Source organism: Shewanella sp. GutCb (assembly GCF_002836135.1).
Lineage (GTDB): Bacteria > Pseudomonadota > Gammaproteobacteria > Enterobacterales > Shewanellaceae > Shewanella.
This window is the reverse complement of the sequence record NZ_PJBL01000106.1, coordinates 36135-60793: the sequence shown is the minus strand read 5'-3', so window position 1 is coordinate 60793 and position 24659 is coordinate 36135. Positions and strand designations below refer to the sequence as shown.

Annotated in this window: 22 protein-coding genes; 12 read left to right on the top strand and 10 right to left on the bottom strand. The window is 43.2% G+C overall.

Annotation, left to right across the window (positions count from 1 at the left end; translation table 11 throughout):
* The first annotated feature begins 136 nt into the window (after nt 1–136).
* The 10 genes from hisG (at nt 137) to CXF86_RS21665 (ending at nt 9666) form a co-directional block, all read left to right on the top strand.
* Complete coding sequence (gene hisG, locus CXF86_RS21710) at nt 137–1036, top strand: ATP phosphoribosyltransferase (RefSeq protein WP_101091191.1); 900 nt, start codon at nt 137–139, stop codon at nt 1034–1036.
* 4 nt (nt 1037–1040) lie between these two features.
* The gene (gene hisD, locus CXF86_RS21705) at nt 1041–2348 is read left to right on the top strand and encodes a histidinol dehydrogenase (protein WP_102040004.1); all 1308 of its coding nucleotides are present in this window, start codon (nt 1041–1043) and stop codon (nt 2346–2348) included.
* A complete protein-coding gene (gene hisC / locus CXF86_RS21700; protein WP_102040003.1) occupies nt 2348–3415 on the top strand; it encodes a histidinol-phosphate transaminase in 1068 nt (355 codons plus the stop codon). Before hisD ends, hisC begins: the two co-directional genes overlap by 1 nt.
* A 73-nt stretch (nt 3416–3488) precedes the next feature.
* Entirely contained in the window at nt 3489–4568 is a 1080-nt protein-coding gene (gene hisB, locus CXF86_RS21695; RefSeq protein WP_102040002.1) for a bifunctional histidinol-phosphatase/imidazoleglycerol-phosphate dehydratase HisB, read from the top strand.
* The gene (hisH, locus tag CXF86_RS21690) at nt 4565–5275 is read left to right on the top strand and encodes an imidazole glycerol phosphate synthase subunit HisH (protein WP_102040001.1); all 711 of its coding nucleotides are present in this window, start codon (nt 4565–4567) and stop codon (nt 5273–5275) included. Before hisB ends, hisH begins: the two co-directional genes overlap by 4 nt.
* Nucleotides 5272–6009: a 1-(5-phosphoribosyl)-5-[(5-phosphoribosylamino)methylideneamino]imidazole-4-carboxamide isomerase gene (gene hisA / locus CXF86_RS21685; RefSeq protein WP_101091196.1), complete on the top strand. Its 738-nt coding sequence runs from the start codon at nt 5272–5274 to the stop codon at nt 6007–6009. Before hisH ends, hisA begins: the two co-directional genes overlap by 4 nt.
* Nucleotides 5991–6764, top strand: a complete 774-nt coding sequence (gene hisF, locus CXF86_RS21680; RefSeq protein WP_101091197.1) for an imidazole glycerol phosphate synthase subunit HisF — start codon at nt 5991–5993, stop codon at nt 6762–6764. The genes hisA and hisF overlap by 19 nt, the downstream gene beginning before the upstream one ends.
* A 37-nt stretch (nt 6765–6801) precedes the next feature.
* On the top strand, nt 6802–7449 hold the full coding sequence (gene hisIE / locus CXF86_RS21675) for a bifunctional phosphoribosyl-AMP cyclohydrolase/phosphoribosyl-ATP diphosphatase HisIE (protein ID WP_101091198.1): 648 nt from the start codon (nt 6802–6804) through the stop codon (nt 7447–7449).
* Between the two features lie 177 nt (nt 7450–7626).
* Nucleotides 7627–8409 (top strand): type 2 periplasmic-binding domain-containing protein, encoded by a 783-nt coding sequence (locus tag CXF86_RS21670; protein ID WP_101091199.1) that lies wholly within the window; start codon nt 7627–7629, stop codon nt 8407–8409.
* A gap of 153 nt (nt 8410–8562) precedes the next feature.
* Complete coding sequence (locus tag CXF86_RS21665; RefSeq protein WP_101091200.1) at nt 8563–9666, top strand: phosphoribosylaminoimidazolesuccinocarboxamide synthase; 1104 nt, start codon at nt 8563–8565, stop codon at nt 9664–9666.
* An 88-nt stretch (nt 9667–9754) separates the two neighbouring features.
* Here the strand turns inward: CXF86_RS21665 and lpxM are convergent, their stop codons facing one another.
* From lpxM to pheS, 4 genes are all read right to left on the bottom strand, one after another.
* Complete coding sequence (lpxM, locus tag CXF86_RS21660) at nt 9755–10711, bottom strand: lauroyl-Kdo(2)-lipid IV(A) myristoyltransferase (RefSeq protein WP_101091239.1); 957 nt, start codon at nt 10709–10711, stop codon at nt 9755–9757.
* A 78-nt stretch (nt 10712–10789) separates the two neighbouring features.
* Complete coding sequence (ihfA, locus tag CXF86_RS21655; RefSeq protein WP_101091201.1) at nt 10790–11086, bottom strand: integration host factor subunit alpha; 297 nt, start codon at nt 11084–11086, stop codon at nt 10790–10792.
* Nucleotides 11087–11090: 4 nt separating this feature from the next.
* Nucleotides 11091–13478: a phenylalanine--tRNA ligase subunit beta gene (gene pheT / locus CXF86_RS21650; protein WP_102040000.1), complete on the bottom strand. Its 2388-nt coding sequence runs from the start codon at nt 13476–13478 to the stop codon at nt 11091–11093.
* A 15-nt stretch (nt 13479–13493) separates the two neighbouring features.
* Nucleotides 13494–14477: a phenylalanine--tRNA ligase subunit alpha gene (pheS, locus tag CXF86_RS21645; RefSeq protein ID WP_101091203.1), complete on the bottom strand. Its 984-nt coding sequence runs from the start codon at nt 14475–14477 to the stop codon at nt 13494–13496.
* A 429-nt stretch (nt 14478–14906) separates the two neighbouring features.
* On the opposite strand from pheS, the gene CXF86_RS21640 reads away from it, so the two are divergent.
* On the top strand, nt 14907–16400 hold the full coding sequence (locus tag CXF86_RS21640) for a methyl-accepting chemotaxis protein (RefSeq protein ID WP_102039999.1): 1494 nt from the start codon (nt 14907–14909) through the stop codon (nt 16398–16400).
* 202 nt (nt 16401–16602) lie between these two features.
* Nucleotides 16603–19212: a PDC sensor domain-containing protein gene (locus CXF86_RS21635; protein WP_102039998.1), complete on the top strand. Its 2610-nt coding sequence runs from the start codon at nt 16603–16605 to the stop codon at nt 19210–19212.
* A gap of 51 nt (nt 19213–19263) precedes the next feature.
* Here CXF86_RS21635 and CXF86_RS21630 read toward each other — a convergent pair whose 3' ends face one another.
* From CXF86_RS21630 to CXF86_RS21600, 6 genes are all read right to left on the bottom strand, one after another.
* The gene (locus tag CXF86_RS21630) at nt 19264–20139 is read right to left on the bottom strand and encodes a putative ATP-dependent zinc protease (protein WP_101091206.1); all 876 of its coding nucleotides are present in this window, start codon (nt 20137–20139) and stop codon (nt 19264–19266) included.
* 608 nt (nt 20140–20747) lie between these two features.
* Entirely contained in the window at nt 20748–21101 is a 354-nt protein-coding gene (locus CXF86_RS21620) for a DUF3802 family protein (protein ID WP_101091208.1), read from the bottom strand.
* Between the two features lie 113 nt (nt 21102–21214).
* Complete coding sequence (locus CXF86_RS21615) at nt 21215–21790, bottom strand: YceI family protein (protein ID WP_101091209.1); 576 nt, start codon at nt 21788–21790, stop codon at nt 21215–21217.
* 195 nt (nt 21791–21985) lie between these two features.
* Nucleotides 21986–22627: a pyridoxamine 5'-phosphate oxidase gene (gene pdxH / locus CXF86_RS21610; protein WP_101091210.1), complete on the bottom strand. Its 642-nt coding sequence runs from the start codon at nt 22625–22627 to the stop codon at nt 21986–21988.
* 71 nt (nt 22628–22698) lie between these two features.
* Entirely contained in the window at nt 22699–23628 is a 930-nt protein-coding gene (gene speB, locus CXF86_RS21605; RefSeq protein ID WP_101091211.1) for an agmatinase, read from the bottom strand.
* A gap of 24 nt (nt 23629–23652) precedes the next feature.
* Nucleotides 23653–24573 (bottom strand): adenosylmethionine decarboxylase, encoded by a 921-nt coding sequence (locus tag CXF86_RS21600; RefSeq protein WP_102039997.1) that lies wholly within the window; start codon nt 24571–24573, stop codon nt 23653–23655.
* Nucleotides 24574–24659 lie beyond the last annotated feature (86 nt).

The window sequence follows — 24659 nt, the reverse complement described above, 5'->3', positions numbered from 1 at the left end:
TGCCGAAGGACTCATTCCTTCTGGCGGTTGATTCAAGAAAAATCAAAAACCCCTGGAAGGAATTCCAGGGGTTTTTTGGTTTCAGATTAACAGATTGTTTTATAAAAATTTTTGAATCAACTTAAAGGAAGTCACCATGTCAGAGTCAAATAGATTAAGAATAGCCATCCAAAAGTCAGGTCGTTTATCGAAAGAGTCGCTGAAATTATTAAAAAGCTGTGGCGTTAAATTCAATATCAATGAACAGCGACTCATCGCCCACGCTGACAACATGCCAATCGATCTGCTACGAGTTCGAGATGATGATATTCCAGGCCTAGTGATGGACGGCGTGGTAGATTTAGGCTTTATTGGCGAAAATGTATTAGAAGAGGAGCAAATTGAGCGTCAAACCTTAGGAAAGCCAGCAGAATGTATCAAATTACGTCAGCTTGATTTTGGTGCTTGCCGTTTATCACTCGCTGTTCCTAACGAGTTTAGCTACCAAGATGCTAACTCACTGGAAGGCCTGCGCATTGCAACATCTTATCCCAACATACTTCGTCGCTTCATGCAGGAAAAAGGCATTACCTATAATGACTGTATGCTAAAGGGCTCGGTTGAAGTGGCGCCCCGAGCTGGATTGTCTGACGCAATATGTGACCTCGTATCAACGGGCGCAACATTGGAAGCCAATGGATTATACGAAACTGATGTCATCTATCAGTCAATGGCGTGTCTCATTCAGTCAACAAAAAGCCAGCCAGATGATAAGCAAGCGCTGATCAATAAAATACTGTCGCGTATTAATGGTGTCGTCCGTGCTAAAGAGAGCAAATATATCCTGCTACACGCACCGACCGAAACACTAGAACAAATTGTAGCGCTACTTCCTGGCGCAGAAAACCCAACCATATTGCCACTAAAAGATGATAGTAATCGCGTCGCCATTCACGCTGTCAGCACAGAAGATCTCTTCTGGGACACCATGGAAGAGCTAACACAGTTAGGTGCCAGCTCAATTCTTGTTATGCCTATCGAAAAAATGATGGGGTAAGCTGATGGACATCCTCAATTGGCAAACGCTAACGCCCAGCGCAAAACAAGCAGCACTGTTAAGATCGCCTTTAATTGGTGATGCAAATCTAGAGCAAAGCGTTGCGACGATTATTGAAGCGGTCGTTAATGATGGCGATCAGGCATTGCGTCGTTTCAATAAGCAGTTTGATAACGTCAATATTGACCAACTTAAACTGTCAAAAGATGAAATAGCCAACGCCTGCGCTGCAGTGCCCGAACAACTTAAACAGGCGATTGCGCAGGCCAAAGGTAATATCAAGGCTTTTCATCAAGCGCAGATCTCAACCAAGGTTGATATTGAAACTCAGCCAGGGGTGCGTTGTGAGCTGAGAACTGAGCCAATTGAGAAGGTCGGACTCTATATTCCAGGGGGCACAGCGCCGTTAATTTCAACGGTACTCATGCTAGCACTGCCCGCAAAAATCGCCGGCTGTGCCAAGCGAGTTTTGGTCAGCCCACCGCCGATCAACGACGCCATTATCTATGCTGCCAATGCTTGTGGTATTACCGAAATCTATCAAGTTGGCGGCGCTCAAGCGATTGCCGCGTTAGCATTTGGCACTGAATCTGTGCCGCAAGTCGACAAGATTTTTGGCCCCGGTAACCGTTTTGTCACTGAAGCTAAACGCGCAGTCAGTCAAGATAGTCGTGCAACGGTCAGTATCGATATGCCTGCGGGTCCATCAGAAGTATTGGTGATTGCAGATGCTGACGCCAATGCCGAATTCGTTGCTGCCGATCTGTTATCGCAAGCAGAACACGGCCCTGACTCCCAAGTCATGCTCGTTACCGACTCAAGCATACTTGCAGACCAGGTTAATCAGGCATTAACCCAGCAACTCGCGCTACTTTCTCGCTCAGAGGTGGCTAAAACGGCGCTCGGTTGCAGCCGCACATTGCTGGTGAGCAACATGATAGAAGCTGCAGCGGTGTCAAATCGTTATGGACCAGAGCACTTAATCATTCAAACGGCACAACCCAGAGATATTCTGGTCAACATCCGCGCTGCTGGATCAGTTTTCCTAGGGCCTTATACTCCAGAATCTGTGGGGGATTATGCCAGTGGTACTAATCACGTATTACCCACATACGGCTACAGCAAAACGGTTTCAAGCTTGTCTTTAGCGGATTTTAGCCGCCGATTTACGGTACAAGAACTGACCCCTGCAGGCTTAGTCTCTTTAAGCGATACCGTGATGATATTGGCCGCAGCAGAGCAGCTCGATGCTCATAAAAATGCGGTTGCGCTGCGTATTGCCGCAATCAACAACCAAGCTCTGGAGGCGTGATGACAACTGCAAAAAACCTTGCCCAGCGCCTAGCCAGACCAGAACTGTTAGATCTACAAATCTATCAATCTGCGCGGCGTATCGGTGGTCAAGGAGATATCTGGATCAACGCCAATGAATCACCGTTTAATAACAGCAGTTTAGAAGGCGTAAACCGCTATCCAGAGTGCCAACCCTCTGCATTGATAGACGCTTATAGCCGCTATAGTGGTGTTGCTAATAATTGCATATTAACGGGACGCGGCGCAGATGAAGCGATTGAAATCCTCATTCGTACTTTTTGTACTCCAGCACAAGATGCGATTGCAACTTTCGGCCCTACTTATGGCATGTATGCCATCAGTGCAAAGACCGCCAATGTCGCCGTAACCGCGCTGCAATTGACTGATGATTTCCAGCTGCCAAGTGACTATGCCTCTCAACTCGACGACTGTGCCTATAACGCAAACACCAAAATTGTGTTTATCTGCAACCCGAATAATCCAACCGGCAGCGTTATCGCTAAAGCCGAACTTATCAAGGTGATTGACAGTAACCCTGAGCGGATCATTGTCGTCGATGAAGCGTATATTGAGTTTAGCCCCGAGTATTCGGTAGCTGATCTTGTTGAAAGTAGAGCCAACCTAGTGGTACTGCGTACCTTGTCAAAAGCATTTGCGTTAGCGGGCGCCCGTTGTGGATTTTTACTGGCAAATCCTGACATTATTGATATGTGCATGCGAGTGATCGCCCCCTACCCGGTGCCGCTCCCCGTGAGTGATTTAGCGGTAAAAGCACTCAGCCCGCAAGGGTTACTGACGATGCAAAGCCAAGTTGACGACATGAGCCAGCAAGGCTTGCGGTTAGCACACGCTTTACAAGCCTATGGTGCGACAGTAGTGAATGCACATGGCAACTACGTATTGGCCCAATTTAGCGATAAAACGACCGTGCAACAAAAATTGACTCAAGCTGGCGTCATCGCCAGAAGTTACAGCGATAGCCGTTTAGCCGACTCGATTCGCTTTAGTTTCTCAAACCGGTCGCAAACAGATTATTTAATTAGCCTGTTTTCAGCGTCGAATTAACAAGAATAACAATGATAATGGTTCGACCCTAGGTTAAGCCATTCAATCTAAAAATCTGAAAGGTATCACCGCTATGAAACAGAAAATACTCTTTATCGACCGTGACGGCACTATTATCGAAGAGCCAATCACAGACAAGCAAGTCGATAGCTTGGCAAAGTTAGTTTTTGAGCCCAATGTCATTCCTGCATTATTGAAGCTACAAAAAGCAGGCTATCGTCTTGTCATGGTCAGCAACCAAGATGGCCTAGGCACTCCGTCTTTTCCTAAAGATGATTTTGATGCGCCGCAAGACATGATGATGCAAATTTTGAGCAGCCAAGGCGTGAAGTTTGACGACGTGCTTATTTGCCCACATTTCAATGATGAAAACTGCAGCTGCCGCAAACCTAAGCTTGGCCTTGTTAAAACGTACCTGACAACAGGCCGTATCGATTTTACCCAGTCAGCCGTTATTGGTGATCGTGAGACAGATATGGGCCTCGCAGATGCAATGGGGATCCAAGGATTACAGTACCACCCACAAAATCTTACCTGGGATGATATTGCCGATAAGCTACTGAGTAAAAACCGTATTGCGACGGTCATACGCACCACCAAAGAGACTGATATCAAGGTGACTATCGATTTGGACTCTGGCGTAAAAGGCAGTATCGATACTGGCATCGGCTTTTTCGACCATATGCTGGAGCAAATTTCGACTCACGGTAACTTTAAGATGGACGTTAACGTTGATGGCGATCTGGAGATTGATGATCACCATAGCGTTGAAGACACTGCGTTGGCGATTGGTGATGCATTGCGTCAAGCATTAGGCGACAAACGCGGTATTGCACGATTTGGCAATGCATTTGAACAGTCCATCCCAATGGATGAAGCCAGTGCCGAGTGTCTACTCGATCTATCGGGTCGTCCCTTTATCAAGTTTTCCGCCGAATTTGAGCGTGAAATGGTCGGTACGATGGCAACAGAGATGGTACCGCACTTCTTCCGCTCCTTTGCTGATGGCCTACGTTGCACTTTGCACTTAACCACCGTCGGCGATAACGACCACCACAAAGTGGAGAGTCTGTTTAAGGTGCTTGGTCGCACTTTACGCCAAGCTGTTGCGATTGAAGGTGATGCGCTGCCATCGAGTAAAGGTGTGCTATGAGCAAAATAGAGGCCCAAAGTCAGATTATCGAAGATGCTGCGGTGACAGGGTCCACGGTCATTATCGATACCGGCTGCGCCAATTTAAGTTCTGTTCGCTACGCCTTTGAGCGTTTACTCTCTGTTGATGAGCGTAAAAACTTAGTGGTGACTGACGACATAGCGGCAATTAAGGCAGCGACCCGGGTGATCCTGCCCGGAGTCGGCACAGCGGGGGCTGCGATGGCGTCATTACACAACAAACAGTTGGTAGAGGTTATTAAAGCCTTAACTCAACCCGTGCTAGGCGTCTGTTTGGGCATGCAAATGCTGACCCGAGTCTCTAAAGAGCGTGGCGCAACGGCAACCGATTGCGAATGTTTAGGTTTAATCCCAACGGATATTGAGCAATTGGACAGTAAAGGGCTACCGCTGCCGCACATGGGCTGGAATCAGATCACCCCTTCAGCGCATCCCATATTCAACGGTATCGACACTGGCGCCTATGTGTATTTTGTCCATAGCTACCGAGCGCCAATCAGTGAATACACCATAGCAACAGCTGAACACGGTGAGCAATTTAGCGCAGCCATCGCCAAAGATAATTTTATTGGCCTGCAGTTTCACCCGGAAAAAAGCGCTGCAGTGGGGGCAAAGATGCTTAAAAACTTCTTAACCATGACTCAGTCCACCTTAGCAAGAAGCAAACCGTACCAGAGGCAATCATGATAATACCTGCAATTGATCTAATAGAAGGTCAAGTGGTTCGTCTCTATCAAGGCGATTACAACCAACAGACGACATTTGACTTAAGCCCGTTAGCACAGCTGCAATCTTACCAAGAGCAAGGGGCTAACTTACTGCATATTGTTGATTTAACCGGGGCTAAAAACCCGAGAAAACGACAAACTCAACTGATCGCCAGTTTGGTTAAAGGTTTAAACACGCCTATCCAAGTCGGCGGTGGTATTCGAACTGAAGCCCAAGTCAGCGAACTGCTAGAGATTGGTGTCAGTCGTGTGGTCATTGGATCTTTGGCCGTAAACGAACCAGAGTTAGTCAAACGCTGGTTTTTGAAATATGGCAGCGATGCCATCTGTTTAGCACTTGATGTCAATATCAATGAGCAAGGCGAAAAGATAGTTGCGGTATCGGGTTGGCAATCAGGTGGTGGTAAAACGCTTGAGTCCTTAGTGGCAGAGTTTGAGACTGTTGGTCTTAAACATGCGCTAGTGACCGATATTAGCCGCGACGGCACCTTAAAAGGCGCTAATAATGCGCTTTATCAAGAAATAAGCGCCACCTATCCAGACATTAACTGGCAAGCATCTGGCGGCATCGCAACTCTTGCAGATGTTACCGCAGTAAAAAACAGTGGTGCCAATGGTATTATCATAGGCAAAGCCCTGCTTATTAATCAATTTACGGTTAAGGAGGCAATTGAATGCTGGCCAAACGCATAGTCCCTTGTTTAGATGTTAAAGAGGGAAAAGTGGTTAAAGGTGTGCAATTTCGAAACCATGAAATTGTGGGCGATATAGTGCCCCTCGCCGCTCGTTACGCTGAAGAAGGCGCCGATGAGTTGGTGTTTTATGACATCACTGCCAGTGCGCATGATCGCGTCATTGATAAATCTTGGGTTAGCCGTGTTGCTGAACGTATTGATATCCCTTTCTGTGTTGCGGGTGGGATAAAAACCATCGAACAAGCCCGTGAAAAGTTAGCGTTCGGTGCTGATAAAATATCAATTAACTCACCAGCCTTAACCGATCCTAGCCTGATTGAACGACTGCAGGATGAATTTGGTCGCCAATGTATCGTCATCGGTATCGACTCCTACTACGATGACATCAGTGATAGCTATAAAGTAAAGCAGTTTACGGGCGATGAGTCCGCAACCAAAGACACTCAATGGTATACCCCCGATTGGGTTGAAGAAGTGCAAAAACGAGGTTGTGGCGAAATAGTGCTTAATGTGATGAACCAAGATGGTGTTCGTCAAGGCTATGATATCAAACAACTGTCGATGATCCGTTCACTGTGTGATGTTCCGTTAATCGCCTCAGGAGGCGCAGGCACAATGGCACACTTTAAAGATGTATTTACACTCGCCAATGTTGATGCAGCATTAGCTGCCAGTGTATTTCATAAAGGGATCATTGATATCCAAGCATTAAAGCGCTATCTGCGCGATAACAATATTGCCGTACGTATCTAAATTGATCCGAATAAATAGACCTAATTAAGGATGTAATATGACATCGCTTTACCAATCACAGCAAGAAGACCGTGAATTACTGAGTCAATTAGACTGGGCAAAAACAGATGGTTTAATCCCCGCCGTGGTGCAAAACCACTTAACTGGTAAAGTCCTTATGCTGGGCTATATGGACCAAGCAGCCTTAGACAAAACCTTGTCCAGTGGTCAAGTGACTTTTTATAGCCGCAGTAAAAAGAGGTTATGGACCAAAGGTGAAACCTCTGGCAACACGTTGGATTTAGTCGCTCTCGATATGGATTGCGACAACGACAGCTTATTAGTGCAAGTGATCCCCAATGGACCAACTTGCCACAAAGGCACACAAAGTTGCTGGAAAGACGGTAAAGCCCACAGCTTTATTGATAACCTCAGTACATTAATCGCCTCACGAAAAGGGCAGGATCCCAAATCAAGTTACACCGCATACCTGTTCGACCGAGGCACTAAGCGAATTGCACAAAAAGTCGGGGAAGAGGGACTTGAAACAGCCTTAGCAGCCGCCACTAATGACAAGCCAGAGTTGATTGATGAAGCCTCAGATCTCATCTACCACTTACTGGTGTTATTAGAAGATCAGTCGCTATCACTTGAAGATATCACCGCCAATTTAATGAAGCGACATAACGCCGCCAAACAAGCTTAGTTTTCAGCTAAGGTTAGCGATATCTTTTAAGGTAACGCTAACCTTTCTAATAAATTCATACGTCAAAATAAAAACAATCAAACTCTATTAATAGTTAATTCCCGCTATAACAGTTACATCCAATAAAATAGTCGATATACTTATCGCGAATGAGCCACCTCTTATTAGGGATTAGCCATGAGCCGTATGATCAACTCACTTGCCTTAATTACAGCGCTTTTATGTACACTGTTTAGTCAGTCTGTTACCGCTGAAAAACTCACTTACCTGATCATAGCGGAACAAGCAGAGCCGTTTCAAATCAACAGTGTGACCGACCATGTGCAGTCAGGGACCATCACTGACATCGTTAAATTTATTGCACAGAAAAAGTCACTTGAAATTGACCATCAGATCATGCCATTCAAACGCTACCTTTACGAGATCAAGCAACAGTCCTACCCTAATTGGATAAGTTATGGCTCACCTACATGGCGTGCAGCCGATGATCATATGGCACAAAGCAAACGTCTTTCAAAACAGGTTTTATTCAGCGCAGAACATATTATGGTGTCACTAAAGAGTCAGCATGATTCCCCATTGAATATTAACGATTTAGTCGACAAAACCGTTATCCTGCTAAAAGGATTTGATTACCCTGGCCTAACACCCATAATCCAACAGAATGCGATGAATACACTTGAACTTAACAGCCACAAAAGTGCACTTCTTGCCCTTAAAAATGGTCGAGGGGATCTGTTTATCGAAATGAAGAGTCGGGTTTTGTATAGCATTAGACAGCACCAGATAGATGCATCCACCTTTAATTTTACAGATATTCCTGATGCTATCGCACCTGTCGACATTCACTTAAGTTACGGTGATGCCGTACCGCAGGAGCTTATCGACTCGATTGATCTACAAATTTTGCAGATGAAAGCTAACGGTGAGATAGCAAGAATTATCAGTCATTATCAATGAGTCTCACTCTTAGTTAGGTGATGTTATTTTCTTTTATTAAGAACACTGTTTTCTACTGACATAAAACAGCGCTTGCCATAGTGTTGCCAATTCTAAGTTCTGATACAATCTGCGCCACTAAAATGAAGCTTCTTAATAATAAAAGTGTGCCCTATGAATCTTGCCGATAAAGTTTTAGTCGTAAATGACAACCTTCCCATCCGTACCGACAAACCTGTCCATTCTGGTAAAGTTCGCAGTGTTTACTGGTTAACAGCAGAAGACAGCGCTCGCTTAATCAAAGATAAAGGCTATGACGTTCCCTCTGACGCCCCATTAGCAATAATGGTGATCAGTGATCGTATATCTGCTTTTGATTGCGTATGGCAAGGTGAGAACGGTTTAAATGGTGTTCCTGGTAAAGGAACAGCGTTAAACGCGATTTCAAACCACTGGTTTAAGTTATTTAAAGAGAAAGGCTTGGCTGATAGCCATATCCTTGATATTCCTCACCCGCTGGTATGGATTGTCCAAAAAGCACGCCCAGTGATGATTGAAGCGATTGCCCGCCAATACATTACCGGTTCAATGTGGCGCGCTTATAGCAAAGGTGAACGAGAGTTTTGCGGGATCACGCTGCCTGAAGGTTTAGAGAAAGACCAAAAACTGCCTGAGATCCTTATCACTCCTTCAACTAAAGGGGTGTTAACTGGCCTTGAAGGCGTACCTGAAGCTGATGATGTCAATGTATCTCGTCGTGACATAGAACGTCATTATAAGGGCTTTAAATTCAGCAATACTGATGACATCGATCTTTATGAGAAATTGCTTTCTGAAGGCTTTGATGTGATAAGCGAAGCATTAGCAGAGCAAGATCAGATTTTTGTTGATACCAAATTTGAGTTTGGCTATGTCCATGACGCAGCTGGCAACGAAAAACTCATCTATATGGATGAAGTCGGCACCCCAGATAGCTCACGTATTTGGGATGGTAGTTCTCATCGTGACGGTAAGATCATTGAGCAATCAAAAGAAGGCTTTAGACAGTGGCTGCTAAACCACTTCTCTGATGCGGATATCTTACTCAATAAAAACCGTATGGAAGAGCGTTTCTCACTCGCTAAAGACAACAAACTGCCAGAATCGGTAATGATGGATATCTCAAATACCTACGTTGGTATTGCAGAGAAAGTGATCGGTAAGAAACTTCACATCAGTGAAAACCCAAAGCAAGAGATCATTGATACTTTGCGCAATGAGTATCAACTTATCGTTTAAGCTCGATTGGGTTTAACGTTCAGTAAAAATATATAGCAAAAAGCCGCAATTAATATTGCGGCTTTTTAATGGTGTGTGACCAGAGTCATTATTGCTTACGTGGCTTCTTTTTATAAATAGACTCTTCGCCCTCAGGACGTGTTTTTAAGACTTTAAGAAACCACATATATTGTTCAGGGTAAGCTAATATGACTTGCTCTACCGCTTTATTCAATGCAATCGCTTCATTCTCTTTCCCCTGCATGCTGTCAGGTGCGATGGCCGGCATCACCGTTAACTCATACTGACGCTTAGTTTGGTCATAACCAATCTTGACCGGCATCACTTGCGCATTTCCTGCTTGAGCTAGACGGCCAACGACGGGCAGCGTTGCTTTAGTCGTGCCGAGAAATGGCGCAAAGATACTTTTATCGGGTCCAAGATCTTCATCGGGTAGATAAAAAAAGCTGTTGTTGCGCTTTAATTCTGAGAGCAATGCTCTAATCCCCGCCTCACGCATATAGATGTTGCCACCTTGCGAGCTGCGCATACGATTATTAAACCAGTTAAAGAGGTCATTCTTGTGGGCTTTAGCCATAGAGACCATAGGTAAATCAAGATTTAGGCGCAGACCTGCATACTCAATCCCCCACACATGCGGCATGATAAAAATCACCGGTTGCCCAGCTGCGGTTGCTTGCTCAACATGCTCAAAGCCAATAAGTTTAACTCTGTTACGAATATTTTGACGAGACTTAACTAACAGCTCTGATTGAGCTAGCAAAATCATTACAAAATTTTCGACATTATCTCGAATCAACCCCTCTATCTCATCATCCGATTTATGAGGGAAACAGGTCGTTAAATTTGCTCTTGCAACTTCAATAGGCTTTACCGCAATTTTCATTACGAGTTTAGCCAACTGACGCGCGATGGGATCTCTTAACCACGCAGGCATAAGGCCAAAAAGCACTAACACTAATATCGCTACCCAAGTAAGCCAATACTTAGGGTGTAATAAAGATAGCCTGAAGCGACGGTCAAAATATTTAGGTTTTCTAGACAAACGCAAAACCTCGTTAGCAGATGAATAACAGAAAAAGCCACTCAATTGAGTGGCCTCTTCATCACGATGCTAGTGCAATTACTTCTTTGCGTTAGCTTCTTCGACGCGACTTTTCAGCTTTTGTCCTGGACGGAACGTCACAACACGGCGCGCTGAAATAGGGATATCTTCTCCCGTCTTTGGGTTCCTTCCCGGTCTTTGATTCTTATCTCTCAGGTCGAAATTGCCAAAGCCAGATAGCTTGACCTGCTCACCACTTTCAAGGGCTTGACGAACTTCTTCGAAAAACGTCTCTACCATCTCTTTCGCTACTCTCTTATTGATACCTAGCGTTTCAAAAAGATGTTCTGCCATTTCGGCTTTGGTAAGTGCCATACTTTTAGTCCCTCAACGATGCGTTGAACTCGTCTTTCAAAGAAGAAACCACCACATCTACCATCGCTGCGATCTCTTTCTCTTCAAGTGTACGAGAGTTATCTTGTAATAAGAGTGCGATTGCAAGGCTCTTTTTGCCTTCCTCTACACCTTTACCTTGGTATACATCAAACAAGTTTATGCCAACCAACTGATTTTCGCCAACTTTTCTTATCATTTTTACAACATCAGCCGCTGCAACAGAGTCATCGACTACGATGGCGATGTCACGACGGTTAGCTGGAAACTTAGATACAGTCTGGGCTAGCGGTAAATTAGCATGCAATAACGCGTCTAACTCGAGCTCGAAAATAATTGTTTTGCCATTAAGGCCAAATGGCTTCTCAAGGGTCGGATGAACCGTGCCTATGATACCAATAACACAATCATTTCTCAATATTTCAGCACATTGGCCCGGATGAAGCGCTGGATGTGATGCTGCTCTAAAGCTAAATTCACTGTCCGCAACCGTTAATCCGATGACGGCTTCGAGATCACCTTTTAGATCGAAGAAATCAACGGTATTTGATTCCATTGACCAGTGCTCATCATTCTGATTACCTGAAATAACCGCGGCAAGCATAGGTTGCTGTGACACACCAGAGTCTGCCGTTGCATTGGGGATGAAACGCAGGCCGCTTTCAAATAATCTAACGCGATTTTGCTGACGGCTTTGGTTATAACCGACTGCCGATAAAAGACCGGTAAACATCGATAAACGCATTGCTGACATTTCAACCGAAATAGGATTCGGTAAAATCATCGCCTCTGCACCAGGGTGCAGCAGATTCTGTTGTTTAGGATCTACAAAACTATAAGTAACCGCTTCTTGGAAACCACGTGCAACCAACATGCTACGAACACGTTTAAGACTGATATCAGACTCATTGTGATCAGACATGCTTAGTTGCGCAATTGGTGCAATATTTGGAATATTGTTATAACCGTAGATACGAGCAACTTCTTCAATTAAATCTTCTTCAATTGCCATATCAAAACGGTAAGTCGCTGTAGTAACGCTCCACTGTCCTTCACTCACGTCAACCGCAAAGCCAAGACGCTCTAGAATTTCAGTGACATCGCTATCTTCAATATGGTGACCTAAAATGCGATCTAACTTGCTGCGACGCAATACTATTTGTACTGGTTGTGGCAAGTTTGCGTCAGATTTAGCTTCAACGACAGGACCCGCTTCACCACCACAAATATCAAGCACGAGACGGCTGGCGCGATCCATTACTTTATGTTGCAACTCTGGGTCAACACCACGTTCAAAACGGTGTGATGCATCTGTGTGCAAACCAATTTTACGGGCTTTACCTAAAATGGCTAAAGGTGCGAAGAATGCGCACTCAAGCATAATGTCGGTAGTTTCAGCAGTAACACCTGAGTACTCGCCGCCAAATACGCCAGCAAGTGCTAATGGTTTAACCTGATCGGCAATAATCAACATACCTTCAGGGATAGTGATCTCATTACCATCAAGTAATGTCAGCTTCTCTTCACCATTAGGTTTGCGAACCTGAATACCGCCTTCCAATTTAGCATTATCAAATGCATGCATTGGCTGACCAAACTCAATCAACACGAAGTTAGTGATATCAACAATCGGGTCAATTGAACGAATACCACTACGACGTAGCTTTTCTTGCATCCAAAGAGGGGTAGCCGCTTTAACGTCGACATTTTTGATAACGCGACCTAAATAACGTCCACACTCTTGCTCAGCTTGAAGATCAATACTCACTTCATCGCTAATGGTTGCCGTAACCGCTTCCCAAGTTGGTTCAGTAACCGCTTGACGGTTTAATACACCCACTTCACGAGCCAAACCCGCCATACCTAAACAATCGGCACGGTTAGCGGTTAAATCTACATCAATAACCGCATCATCAAGTTGCAGATATTCACGAATATCTTGACCGATAGGCGCATCGGTTGGTAACTCAATAATACCATCACTTTCAATGTCGATACCTATCTCGCCGTATGAGCAAAGCATACCGAAAGAAGGTTCGCCACGGAGTTTTGCTTTTTTGATTTTAAAATCACCAGGCAAAACAGCACCAACCATTGCAACGGCAACTTTAAGGCCTAAACGACAATTTGGAGCACCACAAACAATGTCGATTAGCTCTTCACTACCCACATTAATTTTAGTCACGCGGAGTTTATCCGCGTCAGGGTGCTGACCACACTCTACAACTTCACCTACTATTACACCGCTAAATTCTGCAGCAACAGTATCAATACCGTCGACTTCAAGACCCGCCATCGTAATTTGGTGTGCTAATTCTTCACGATTAACGCTTGGGTTAACCCATTCACGAAGCCAAGATTCGCTAAATTTCATGCTATACAGCTCCGTTTATTTAAATTGCTTAAGGAAGCGAAGATCATTTTCAAAGAAAGAACGTAAATCATTCACGCCATAGCGCAACATTGATAAACGTTCGACACCCATACCGAAGGCGAAACCAGAGTATATTTCTGGATCAATCCCCACGCTACGCAGTACATTTGGATGTACCATGCCGCAACCAAGCACTTCTAACCATTTACCATTTTTACCCATTACATCCACTTCTGCTGAAGGCTCAGTGAATGGAAAGTAAGATGGACGGAAACGCACTTCTAAGTCTTCTTCAAAGAAATTACGTAAGAAATCGTGCAATATCCCTTTAAGCTCTGCGAAGTTAACCTTCTCAGCAACCAACAAACCTTCAACTTGATGGAACATTGGCGTATGTGTTTGATCGTAATCGTTACGGTATACACGGCCAGGAGAGATAATACGCAGTGGAGGCTTTTCATGCTCCATAGTACGGATCTGTACACCAGATGTTTGAGTACGCAACATCACTTTCGGATTAAAATAGAAAGTATCGTGATCAGCACGCGCTGGGTGATGCTCTGAAATGTTCAATGCATCGAAGTTATGAAAGTCATCTTCAATTTCTGGACCATCTTTAACTGTAAACCCAAGTTCACCGAAGAAGCTCTCAATACGCTCAATCGTACGAGTAACGGGGTGCAGTCCACCGGTCTCGATATGACGCCCAGGTAGGCTCACATCAATACTCTCAGCTTTCAACTGCGCTTCAAGCTCTGCCGCTTTCAATCCATCGATGCGTGTAGACAGTTGCTGTTGAACCGCTTGTTTAGCTTGGTTCACAGCTTGACCAAAGGCCGGTTTCTCTTCTGGGGGTAGTTTCCCCATCATCTTCATCATGTCAGTGATTTTACCTTTCTTACCAAGGTAATCGACACGGAGGTCATCAAGCGCTTTTAAATCTGTAGCGTCTTTGATGGCGGCTAAGGCCTGTTCTACGATCTCTGTTAACTGTGACATCATCTCTTCCAGTGCATGTAGGAAAACCTACGAGTCTTCGGGCTTACATATTTTCTTAGGTGAAAATAGAAAAAGACACAAATTTTACGCGAGCAAACCCTATTTTACTAGGGTTAATTACGCCTTTTTATAAGCTAACTGTTTATTTTGCTTAGTCCTTGTTCGAGTACAAACCACTCCTATTCGCTCGCGTTGTAAAATTTGCGCCCCTTTGCGTAGATATAAGCGGGTTATTATTCTGCCTCAAAGGTACTCTATCGCGATTAGTTAACATCATAAAACCCAAGCTATAATAACAGTTTCAATCACTTAACCCATCTAAAGAACAAAAAAACCACAAACAGATATGAATCTGTAACACATTGGTAAAGTAATTATTGTTTTTGCCGATAAATAATATGGTCGCCGTTCTAGGATTGAGAGAAAATTATGAAAGAAGTTAAGTTTCGCTGGGTCGATAAATACCTTATCCATATGACGTTAAAATCAAAATTTGCTGTTATGGCAATAATTCCTATTTTAACTTTGATAGGTTTCACGCTCGTATTAAGTCATCATTTCGATGAAAACCTACAACAGTCTCAACTGATACAAGCTCAGCAATATAATCAAAAAATGAGCGATGCGCTCGACAAAGCCTATCAATTTGTTGCAGATGAAGACAAACAACCTTTTTTAAATGCGTTGAACGGTGATATCAGCCTATATGATGAGAATGAGGCTACGCGAGATGCCAAATCCTTTGCAAGTCAGGGCGGAGGAGCTCAAGTACAAGGTAACCGTATTAAAAGTGTCAGCCGCAGCCAAAACGGCTTGATAACGGTATCGAATATTGCATTAGAGCAAGAGAGCAGCAACGGTTATTTTATCTACAGTACGCTTGCTGGATTGATTCTGTTAATTTTAATCACCAGTTATTATATCTCTAGCTTTGTCGGTGGCGCGTTATACACCAATGTTATGGCGTTAAAGAGAGCAGCTGATGGCGATCTCACCGGTCGACTTAACTTTTTTGAAGTCAAAGATGAGTTTAGTATCTTAGCGATTAGTATCGATACCTTGGTTGATCGGCAGCATAAGCTGGTCACTCAAATGACCCATGCCAACACCCAGATCCGTAACGTAGTGCAAGCATTTAGAGATACAGCTCAAGAAGGCCAATCGCTGGCAATGAACCAAAGGCAGCATTTAGACTCTCTTGCGACCGCAATGGAAGAGATGACAGCCGCAGTGAAAGAGGTTGCCCGCAATGCAGAACAGTCGTCTATAGAAACCCAAGAAGCAAATAACCAAGTTGATGCAGGCTCTCGAGACATAGCTGTAACAGTGGATGCTATTGGTGGTCTCAGTAATGAAATTGCGCAAGCGTCTGATGCTGTCAATAATCTTAACGAAAATGCCGCAAAAATTGATGAAGTAGTTACGACCATTAATGCTATTTCCGAGCAAACTAACCTGCTCGCGTTAAATGCTGCAATTGAAGCCGCAAGAGCAGGAGAACAAGGTCGAGGTTTCGCCGTCGTCGCTGACGAAGTCAGAACGCTAGCAGGACGAACTCAAGCCGCGACAGTTGAGATAAAATCGATGATCGAAGCGCTTCAATCTGGTTCGAGAAATCTAAAACATGTCATGGGCCGTACGGTCGAAAAGGCTGAAGAAGGTAAAAAACATGTGCTTGATACCGGTAACGATCTTCAAGGCATTGCGCATCATAGTGCTAAGGTCTACGAAATGAGCATATTGATTGCAACATCCGCCGATGAACAATCTGCCGTTGCCAATGAAATTGCAACCAACTTAATGGAGATCCGCAATCAATCCCATGATGTTGAACAATCCGCTAATCAATCCGTTGCAGGCTGCGATGAACTGCACGCAACAGCGGAACAACTTGATACATTGTTGATAGGGCTCAAAATATAGTTAACATTGTTAATATAAAAAAGGGTAGCACTTTAGTGCTGCCCTTTTTTGTGTCACTATCTAAATTGTTACAATCCTAATAGTGTATTGTTTTACAATAATTTAACAAGGCTTGTATACTTGACCTATCGTTTCAATTTTATCCTTAAACAGTATGGATGCTCGTTAAGGAAGCAACTCACTATTTGAGCGTAACTTTAGCATGCAAAATCGTAAGAACCGCCCCCCTAAATTGACTGATTGGCGTAAAAGTTTACCGATGAAATTCATGTTCATCCAACTCGCGGTGGCTACAATCATCATATTAGCCAGTGTTTGGTTTCTTAAGTCTATTGAAATAAATCGACTCATTGATAATCAGCAAACATTGAATATTAATGTCGGTAAAGCGATTACAGCAACTTTGCAGCAAAAAACCAATCGAATTGAACGTTTAGCCGTCTCCATTAGCGCGCTTGGTGAGCTGTACCAGCACAACCCTTCTCTTTTAGACGAAAGTATTCCAGCATTACTCGATCAGTTAGGCCAAGAAGCGGTTATTCTCGGCGGTGGAGTTTGGCCCGAGCCCAAGGCTTTTGACAAAGATAAACGTAAAGATAGCCATTTCTGGGCACGCAACCCCAGCGGGAAACTGCTCAAAGTTGACGATTATAACCAAGACGACAACCCTAATTACTACCAAGAAAACTGGTATATCCCAGCAAAGTATTACCCAGCAGACACGACATATTGGTCTAAATCTTATATCGACCCTTTTACACAAGATCCAATGATTACCGCCTCGGTGCCGATGTGGTCTCATCATGAGTTTATTGGCGTATCTACCGTTGATGTTGCGCTATCGAGTCTCGACGGTTTTTTCAAAACAGCCCTATCTGGACAAAGAGGCTATGTATTTGCACTGGATCAGCAAAATAGGCTGCTCTCATTCCCAAGCCTAGATACTGATCTTACTGAAGAGGGAGTCCTAAAGCGTTTATTTCAACCTTTTGCTGATTTCACCGAGCAATATGAGTCGTTCAAACCACTGCAAGCTAGAATAGATGAAATCGACGCAGAGTTTATGCGCCAAGCCAATATAGACAAGGCTTACACTGCAAAGCAACTTGAAAATGTTACGGCAAATATCCCGCCGAATGAACGTGCCAAACTTACCGCGCTGATTAACCAAAATGCAAAAAACAAACTGCAAAGTGTTCAATTAATTGCCAGCATAGAGCTCGACAATGATCCGCAACTGCAAGAGCCTGTTATTGTCACCGTTTTCTTAATGCCGGGGACTTATTGGAAAATAATCCTTGTGACGCCATTAACAGCGGTAGAAACCAGCGCTAAGTCGATGGCGAGTTCCGTAGGTCTTTATTTAGTGGGCATTCAGATTTTTGCACTGATGTTGTTATTCATTTTGCAAAACAAACTCTTTATTAACCCCATTAGTCGAATGGTGAACGCACTCAACAATAGCAACTCGGCATTAATTGAGCTTGAAAGCAATAATCGAAAAGATGAGATTGGCATGCTCGCAAAAGCATTCAGTTCCCGCACGCACCAATTAGAGATAGCCCTGGCCAGTTTAGATGCCACCAACCTTGCTTTAGAAAAGCAGTTAGAGGTTCAACAGCTAGCACAAGCAGAACTAAAAGAGAGTAAAGAGCAGCTCAATTTGGTATTGAACTCCGCACATAACTTAATATTCATCAAAAATATCAATGGTGAGCTCACACTTGTTAACGATCAATTCTGCCGTACTGTTGCGTTAAATCGAGATGACATTATTGGTGTGAGAGACCATTTAGTATTGCCCAGAGATGTTGCCAAAGTAAATAGCGACAACGATAAGATGGTTCTCACGCAGAAACGAGAACTCAGTTACGAGCAAGCATTCCCAAGTGAAGGCAATTTTCACACCTATTTAGTCACCAAATTTCCAATATTGAACAGTCAACAAGAGGTTGTATCCATAGGCACGATTGCATTTGATATAACTGAAACCAAAAAGCTTGAGCTAAAAAACAAAGCCCAGTTTGAGATCCTCAGGCAAGAAAAGTCCAAAAACATCCGTTTCATTGAAAAATTGGAACAGACCAATAAACGACTACAAGATGAAACGGTACAAGCACGCATACAATCAAATAAGGAGTTTAACTACGAAAAAGTTAAACTTGATAATCAAGCACTATACCCTACCCTAGTGGCAAACCTTGTCAGGCCAATATTTCGACAGCAAGATGAACTCGCAGCCAAGGCTTACCGCTTATCCAATGGTACCCTTAATGCGGCTGATTTTGGTGTAGAACTGACAGAACAGACAGAACGTTTAAGACATTTAGAATACTTACTTTCAGCGCAAGACTATGGGGCTAAGCCAATTGATTTAGTCCAACTATTAGAGCATATCATCGCACTATTACGGCCTAAGTTTGTCGACGCAGATATTGATCTAGAGATCCAAAGTGATAATAGGCTCATCGTAGACGGTATCCATTGGCACTTTTTAATCCTGTTTTATAGGCTCATTAATAACACGTTAACCGATGCGTTTGATCCTCATCAAACGAACAAAAGTATTAAGCTAATTTTGGTGAAACAGAAAAATGAGCTGATCATCACCGTTTATGATAATGGCAAAGGATTTACCACAAACCAGCGGGATGCATTACAGCTGCAAATTACTGAAAATGAAATTCATGGCACAATATCTACATTGTCGGTGTGGTTGCAAAGTGAGTTTAATGGAAAAGTACAATTGCGCAGCTTGCAGGCTGGAGCTCAATATAAAACACAAATCAGTTGCTCTTTATCGCTGACATAAAAAAACACTCATTAGAGTGCTTTTTTATACGCCTAAAGAGCGTCAATCAAACTACATTGATACATCGACAATATAATGACCTTGTATCCAGTTACGGCCGATTAACAGCTTGTAGGTCATTTTACTTCTATCTCGTAGATTAACTTTAACTTTATATTCTTCACCTAACTCGCCAATGTTGAGTTCAACCATGTAGCGGGTTTCACTGCCTTGCGCGTTGCGAATAAGTGATGTTTCAACGATACGAGATTTTACGACCTTAGACTCACCCTTTTCATTCTCAGTGGTAAAATGAATCACCTTACCGACATTTTTATTCATGTCGGTCTCTTCATTTTCAATCTTAAAGTCGACAGCATGTAAGGAGTTTTCTACCGCTCCCGTATCAATACGAGTTTTAAACATCATACCTGACTCAACAATGCTGATCGGAGCGGTCGGGCCAATATACTTTTTATCAGAAACATCCACTACATAGCGGCCTTTGAGCCAATTACGGCCAATGAGCAATTTATAATCCATATGGCTACGATCACGTAAATTAACTCTTACCTTTCGCTCTTCTCCTTTAAAGCCAACATCTAGGTCGACCATATAGCGTGTTTCTGTGCCTTGAGAATTACTGACTGTCGATGTCTTAACAATCTTAGCTTTTATGCGTTTAGACTGACCCGTTGCGTTTTCGGTCGTAAAGGACAACGTTTTACCGATGTTGTCTTTCATGTTTTTAGCACTTCCACCTTCCACTTTAAGATCGACAGCATGTAAAGAGGTATTCACCGCCCCTGTATCTATACGCGCAACATAGGGCAAATCTGCATGTGCTACAAACATATTCGCTGTAGAGCCAATTACCGCCTTATCATTGGCCTGAACAGATAATGAAGTCATCAAGGTCAAGAGGCACCATCCCATTTTTTTTAGCATCGCTATTCCTAAATATAGTTAAGTCAATTTATGGCTTGTTTGAAGTTATCATAGCAAGAAATCTTACCGTTTGGCGCCAAAGCTGTATCGGAAATGATGCTTATCTCATCGATAAACAATTCAATAAGCTTGAATTTTTATCGATAGCACGCCAACCAAATAAATTTAGCAGCTCAAAGCTGACGTTAGGTTGAACAAAGTGTCTAAACAAGTGCTCAGAAGAAATGAAGAACAAATAGCACCAACAACATAGCAGAAAAGACGCAATGGCATACATACCAGCGCTTATGAAAACTCTGTTTATAGAGCCTAACGTTCCGATAAAACTGCACACCTAGCCAGACAAGGATAAACGGTACAAAAGGGAGAGAGATGACGAGAGGGAAAAAACCCCAGCCTAAGTCCAATGCATTCTGACTGAATAGGCGCAAAAAACACCAAAAAACAAACAAGCAAAAATAAACAAGCAAATGTTGTCCATTTATAGAGCGCTTTAGATTTTCTAGCATCGAACTCTCAATGTTCATAACTGAACATTAGGCCTTATTGAAACAAGCAACAAGGCTAAATAGAGAGAATTCTGTAACGAAATATAAAATCAATTTGCACTATGCTGCCATGAGCTTAGCAATCTCTTGGTCAAACAAGTTCTTGATCAGGCATGAAAACTCTGTAATGAACAATGTCTGTTCAGCAGTTGCTTTATGCGTCGCCACTCTTGCAAGGATCTCTTCAAGATCATACACAATCGAGTCAACCTCTCTAATCACTATGTTTCGCTGAGCAAAGCTCAAAGACGGGTTTTGACCACAAACCATGATAATTTGAGCTGCAAGCTGTTCTTCAAACAGCTCCATAACCGTGTCTTCAGCCGCTGATTGTTGTTGCGAGTTTTCAAATATACCTAAATGTTCAGTCAAATATTGAACAAGGTGCATATACCCGTCTGTATCGGTAACCATATCCCTTCCGAAATATGCAAAGTGCATAAATGATAAAGCGGCTCAAAAAGAGCCGCAAATTCTTTTGGATAAGAATCTTATCTGAGTTTAAAGTGAAATGATATTGCCTAGATCTATTTCTTGAGGTTCAAAATAAAGGAGACTGGCACCGCTTTACTAATTGCCGACAACCCTGCTATCTCGCGCAACTTTTCAATACCTTGCGTCAAACCGAAGCTGTCTGAATTAACAATCACTGGCATGACACTCGCAACGAGTAGATTAGCGTCAGAAAGCCTAGCAATGCTCACCGTAAAGGGGAGACTCACTTTCTTGCCGTGTAAGTCCACCTGCCCATCAATCGTGGCGATTTTTGACTCTCCAACGGCAATACTATTAAGCAGCTTCTTATCTACTTTGGCAGATAACGTCAGCTTGGGGTATTTATCAACGTCAAACAATAACGACCCCATACGTTCGTCTCTTATCTCAACTTGGGTATCAACACTCGCAAGAGAAATGGTCAACTCAAATTCGCCATTATCATTGAGCGTTCCCGCAATGGTTTTAAAATGGTGAACTTCGGCGATATCGCCTTTTTTAATCGAAATGAAATTGACGTTTGATTCATCATTTGTCACTTTCCAGCTTGCTGCTGACGTGACAAACGATAACGGAATGAGTAGTAATCCAATTATTATATTGTTCATGGTTGATCCCTCTAGAAAAATAGTGATAGATATCAATATGCAAAACAACATCAGCTGCTAATTTAGCACAAGCGGTTACCTCACACAGTAAATTCTAATTTCACAGTATGTGATTATTTTAGTACATGGGGCGATTTTGCTGCCGTTAAAAGCAAAAATGCCACTTAATGAAGTGGCATTCTTACTAATAAATGACTACGGGGCTAGTCTATCTCGCTGCCATTGACCATCGGCTGATTTAACATAAATAAATCGATCATGCAGCCTGTTCTCGCCGCCCTGCCAAAATTCAATACTTTTTGGTTTAACGATGTAGCCTCCCCAAAACTTTGGCAATGGAACATCGCCATTGGCAAACTTAGCCTTCATCTCGGCGAATTTAGTTTCCAGTGCTTTCCTGGCTGAAATCGGGCTAGATTGCTTGGAAACCCATGCCGCAATTTGACTGTCTTTTGGGCGAGACATGAAGTATTTCACTACTTCCGTCTTTGATAATGGTTCGGCTATACCTGTTATCGCCACTTGTTTTTCTAACGTATGCCAAGGAAATAGCAAGCTTACTTGTGAATTATGAGCAATATGCTGCGCTTTACGGCTCTCAAGGTTGGTAAAAAACACAAAGCCATCATTGCCAAATCTTTTAAGTAAAACAATCCGCTGAAACGGCTGACCACTTTCATCCACAGTGGCAACTGACATTGCGGTTGGATCTTTTATCTCTGAGTCCTTAACCACTTCTAGCCAAGAAGTAAAAAGGTCCATCGGATCATCAGGCACATTCTCACTGTGCATCTCTCCTAGAGAATACTCTCGCCTGATATCGCTTAGCTCTGACATCTATCAATCCTTTCATATTGCATGCAAAAAGAAGTACTGCAGATATTCATGTAAATACCTGTCCCAATAGCTTACTTAACTTTGCCGTTAGAATCAGCCCAAACATGCAATAATTCAAGCCCTAATGTGGCACCTGCCAATGCAGTGATCTCAGCACTATCATACGCTGGTGCGACTTCCACCACATCCATACCAACGATGTTCATACCATTCAAACCACGAATGATTTTCATCGCTTTATCGCTCGTTAGACCACCACATACAGGTGTGCCTGTGCCTGGCGCAAATGCAGGATCTAAGCAATCAATATCAAATGTAACGTACATCGGCATATCGCCGACTCTTTCACGGATTTGTGCGACGATTTGCTCAGCACTTTGATCATTCGCGGCGCCTGCATCAATCACTTTGAAGAGGTGGTTTGATTGATCGTACTCCGTTCTTATACCCACTTGAATAGAGTGTTCTGCAGCAATAAGGCCCTCTTTCGGTGCGTGATAAAACATCGTACCGTGGTCATACTTACTGCCTTGGCTGTAAGTGTCAGTATGCGCATCGAAATGGAGTAACGCCATTTTTCCATGTTTTTTATAGTGAGCACGTAGTAGCGGTAAAGTAACGAAATGATCACCACCGAAACTCAATAGCGCTTTACCAGACTCAACAATTGCCGTAGCAAAATCTTCAACTCGCTTAGTAAAGTCAGCAGAGTCACCACAGTCATAAACCAGATCACCGGCATCAACCACTTTAATGTGATCACTTAGTTTAAATTTCCAAGGCCAACGTGACTCTTCCCACGCTAAGTTAACGGAGGCTTGACGGATTGCACCCGGTCCCATGCGGCCGCCTGAACGTCCTGTGGTTGCCATATCGAAAGGCAAACCTAACACCACAACATCTGCATCACTCTCTAATGGCTTAAACTCTAATGGCAATCTTAAATAGCCAAACGCATTTGAGTAAAGCGAGTAATCAGGTTTGTCAGCGATAGTAGTCATAAAAGCTCCGTAAAAGGTCTAAATTCACAATATATGAGCTGTTAACTTGTCGCTAGCAGCTTGAATGTAATGTTTATAATTAAAATAATTAGTTGTATTAAGCTGCAGGTCACAACGAGCTACTTCAATATGTTCAGGAAAGCCACTCGTGCTAATTTGTTGATTAACACCGATCACATCCCAACTACGGGGGTGTAAGATATTTAACATGGCGGTGAATATATTGAACGCATACAGCTCAAAGTTCAAGTTCGTTTCAATACTCACATAAGCACTTTGTGCTTGAGGTGTAATATGAACGGTTAAGAACTGTTCGCCATTCAAACCATTTACTGAGTAGCCACAAGGATCGAAAAGGTGATCATCAAAAATGAAATCGGGTAATAATGCGTGTAGATTGAGCAGGCTCAATATCATCGGCTTGATTTGATTGGGTTGACGAAGGTAATCAGCGACCTCGCCTTTGATATGATACATCAACAAACTAGTGCTACTGCTGAGTTTTTCAGTCATTTCGCTGCAAAAAAGATAATGGTGATGGCCATCTAAATGACCCACACGATATGCGGTTCCGCTTAGCCTAGATTGTAATTGTTTAGCGTCATCTTCAAAGTGTGTAGATTGAAGGTGAGACAAAAACTCGCTCTTTCTCTGATAGTTAAATGATGAAATATTATCTGCACCGATTTCATCAATCAAAAAAATGCCAGCTTTAACTAGGTTGGTATTGCCACATGTAATGAGTAATAGTTTGTTATCCCAAACAAAAAGGCTAGATTCACTTAAGATATAAGCATCACAGTCGTCATTTGACATGACGGAAAGAATATCTGCTCCTGCTAGTGTAAGTCCACGATCCCAGAACGCACGTTCATAGCTTCGTAGTGAACGAACTCCACATTTGACTCGGAGCTCGATTTTCTTTTCTGAACCTTCAAAAAACATCTAGCTACTCTTTTTTGCGTAAAAAATAAGACCAGCGCTGAGTACACTCAACACTGGTCTGATAAAACTCAACATCTATCTAAACG

Bases quoted from the DNA above. Each gene is read 5' to 3' on its own strand.
- ihfA (WP_101091201.1), bottom strand. From the start codon at position 11,086: ATGGCACTTACCAAAGCCGAAATGGCAGAACATCTTTTTGAAACGCTA.
- hisD (WP_102040004.1), top strand. From the start codon at position 1,041: ATGGACATCCTCAATTGGCAAACGCTAACGCCCAGCGCAAAACAAGCA.
- pdxH (WP_101091210.1), bottom strand. From the start codon at position 22,627: ATGTCAGAGCTAAGCGATATCAGGCGAGAGTATTCTCTAGGAGAGATG.
- hisF (WP_101091197.1), top strand. From the start codon at position 5,991: ATGCTGGCCAAACGCATAGTCCCTTGTTTAGATGTTAAAGAGGGAAAA.
- CXF86_RS21620 (WP_101091208.1), bottom strand. From the start codon at position 21,101: ATGGTTACCGATACAGACGGGTATATGCACCTTGTTCAATATTTGACT.
- speB (WP_101091211.1), bottom strand. From the start codon at position 23,628: ATGACTACTATCGCTGACAAACCTGATTACTCGCTTTACTCAAATGCG.
- CXF86_RS21600 (WP_102039997.1), bottom strand. From the start codon at position 24,573: ATGTTTTTTGAAGGTTCAGAAAAGAAAATCGAGCTCCGAGTCAAATGT.
- hisC (WP_102040003.1), top strand. From the start codon at position 2,348: ATGACAACTGCAAAAAACCTTGCCCAGCGCCTAGCCAGACCAGAACTG.
- hisH (WP_102040001.1), top strand. From the start codon at position 4,565: ATGAGCAAAATAGAGGCCCAAAGTCAGATTATCGAAGATGCTGCGGTG.
- CXF86_RS21670 (WP_101091199.1), top strand. From the start codon at position 7,627: ATGAGCCGTATGATCAACTCACTTGCCTTAATTACAGCGCTTTTATGT.
- CXF86_RS21640 (WP_102039999.1), top strand. From the start codon at position 14,907: ATGAAAGAAGTTAAGTTTCGCTGGGTCGATAAATACCTTATCCATATG.
- hisIE (WP_101091198.1), top strand. From the start codon at position 6,802: ATGACATCGCTTTACCAATCACAGCAAGAAGACCGTGAATTACTGAGT.
- CXF86_RS21615 (WP_101091209.1), bottom strand. From the start codon at position 21,790: ATGAACAATATAATAATTGGATTACTACTCATTCCGTTATCGTTTGTC.
- CXF86_RS21665 (WP_101091200.1), top strand. From the start codon at position 8,563: ATGAATCTTGCCGATAAAGTTTTAGTCGTAAATGACAACCTTCCCATC.
- CXF86_RS21630 (WP_101091206.1), bottom strand. From the start codon at position 20,139: ATGCTAAAAAAAATGGGATGGTGCCTCTTGACCTTGATGACTTCATTA.
- CXF86_RS21635 (WP_102039998.1), top strand. From the start codon at position 16,603: ATGCAAAATCGTAAGAACCGCCCCCCTAAATTGACTGATTGGCGTAAA.
- hisG (WP_101091191.1), top strand. From the start codon at position 137: ATGTCAGAGTCAAATAGATTAAGAATAGCCATCCAAAAGTCAGGTCGT.
- pheS (WP_101091203.1), bottom strand. From the start codon at position 14,477: ATGTCACAGTTAACAGAGATCGTAGAACAGGCCTTAGCCGCCATCAAA.
- hisA (WP_101091196.1), top strand. From the start codon at position 5,272: ATGATAATACCTGCAATTGATCTAATAGAAGGTCAAGTGGTTCGTCTC.
- hisB (WP_102040002.1), top strand. From the start codon at position 3,489: ATGAAACAGAAAATACTCTTTATCGACCGTGACGGCACTATTATCGAA.
- pheT (WP_102040000.1), bottom strand. From the start codon at position 13,478: ATGAAATTTAGCGAATCTTGGCTTCGTGAATGGGTTAACCCAAGCGTT.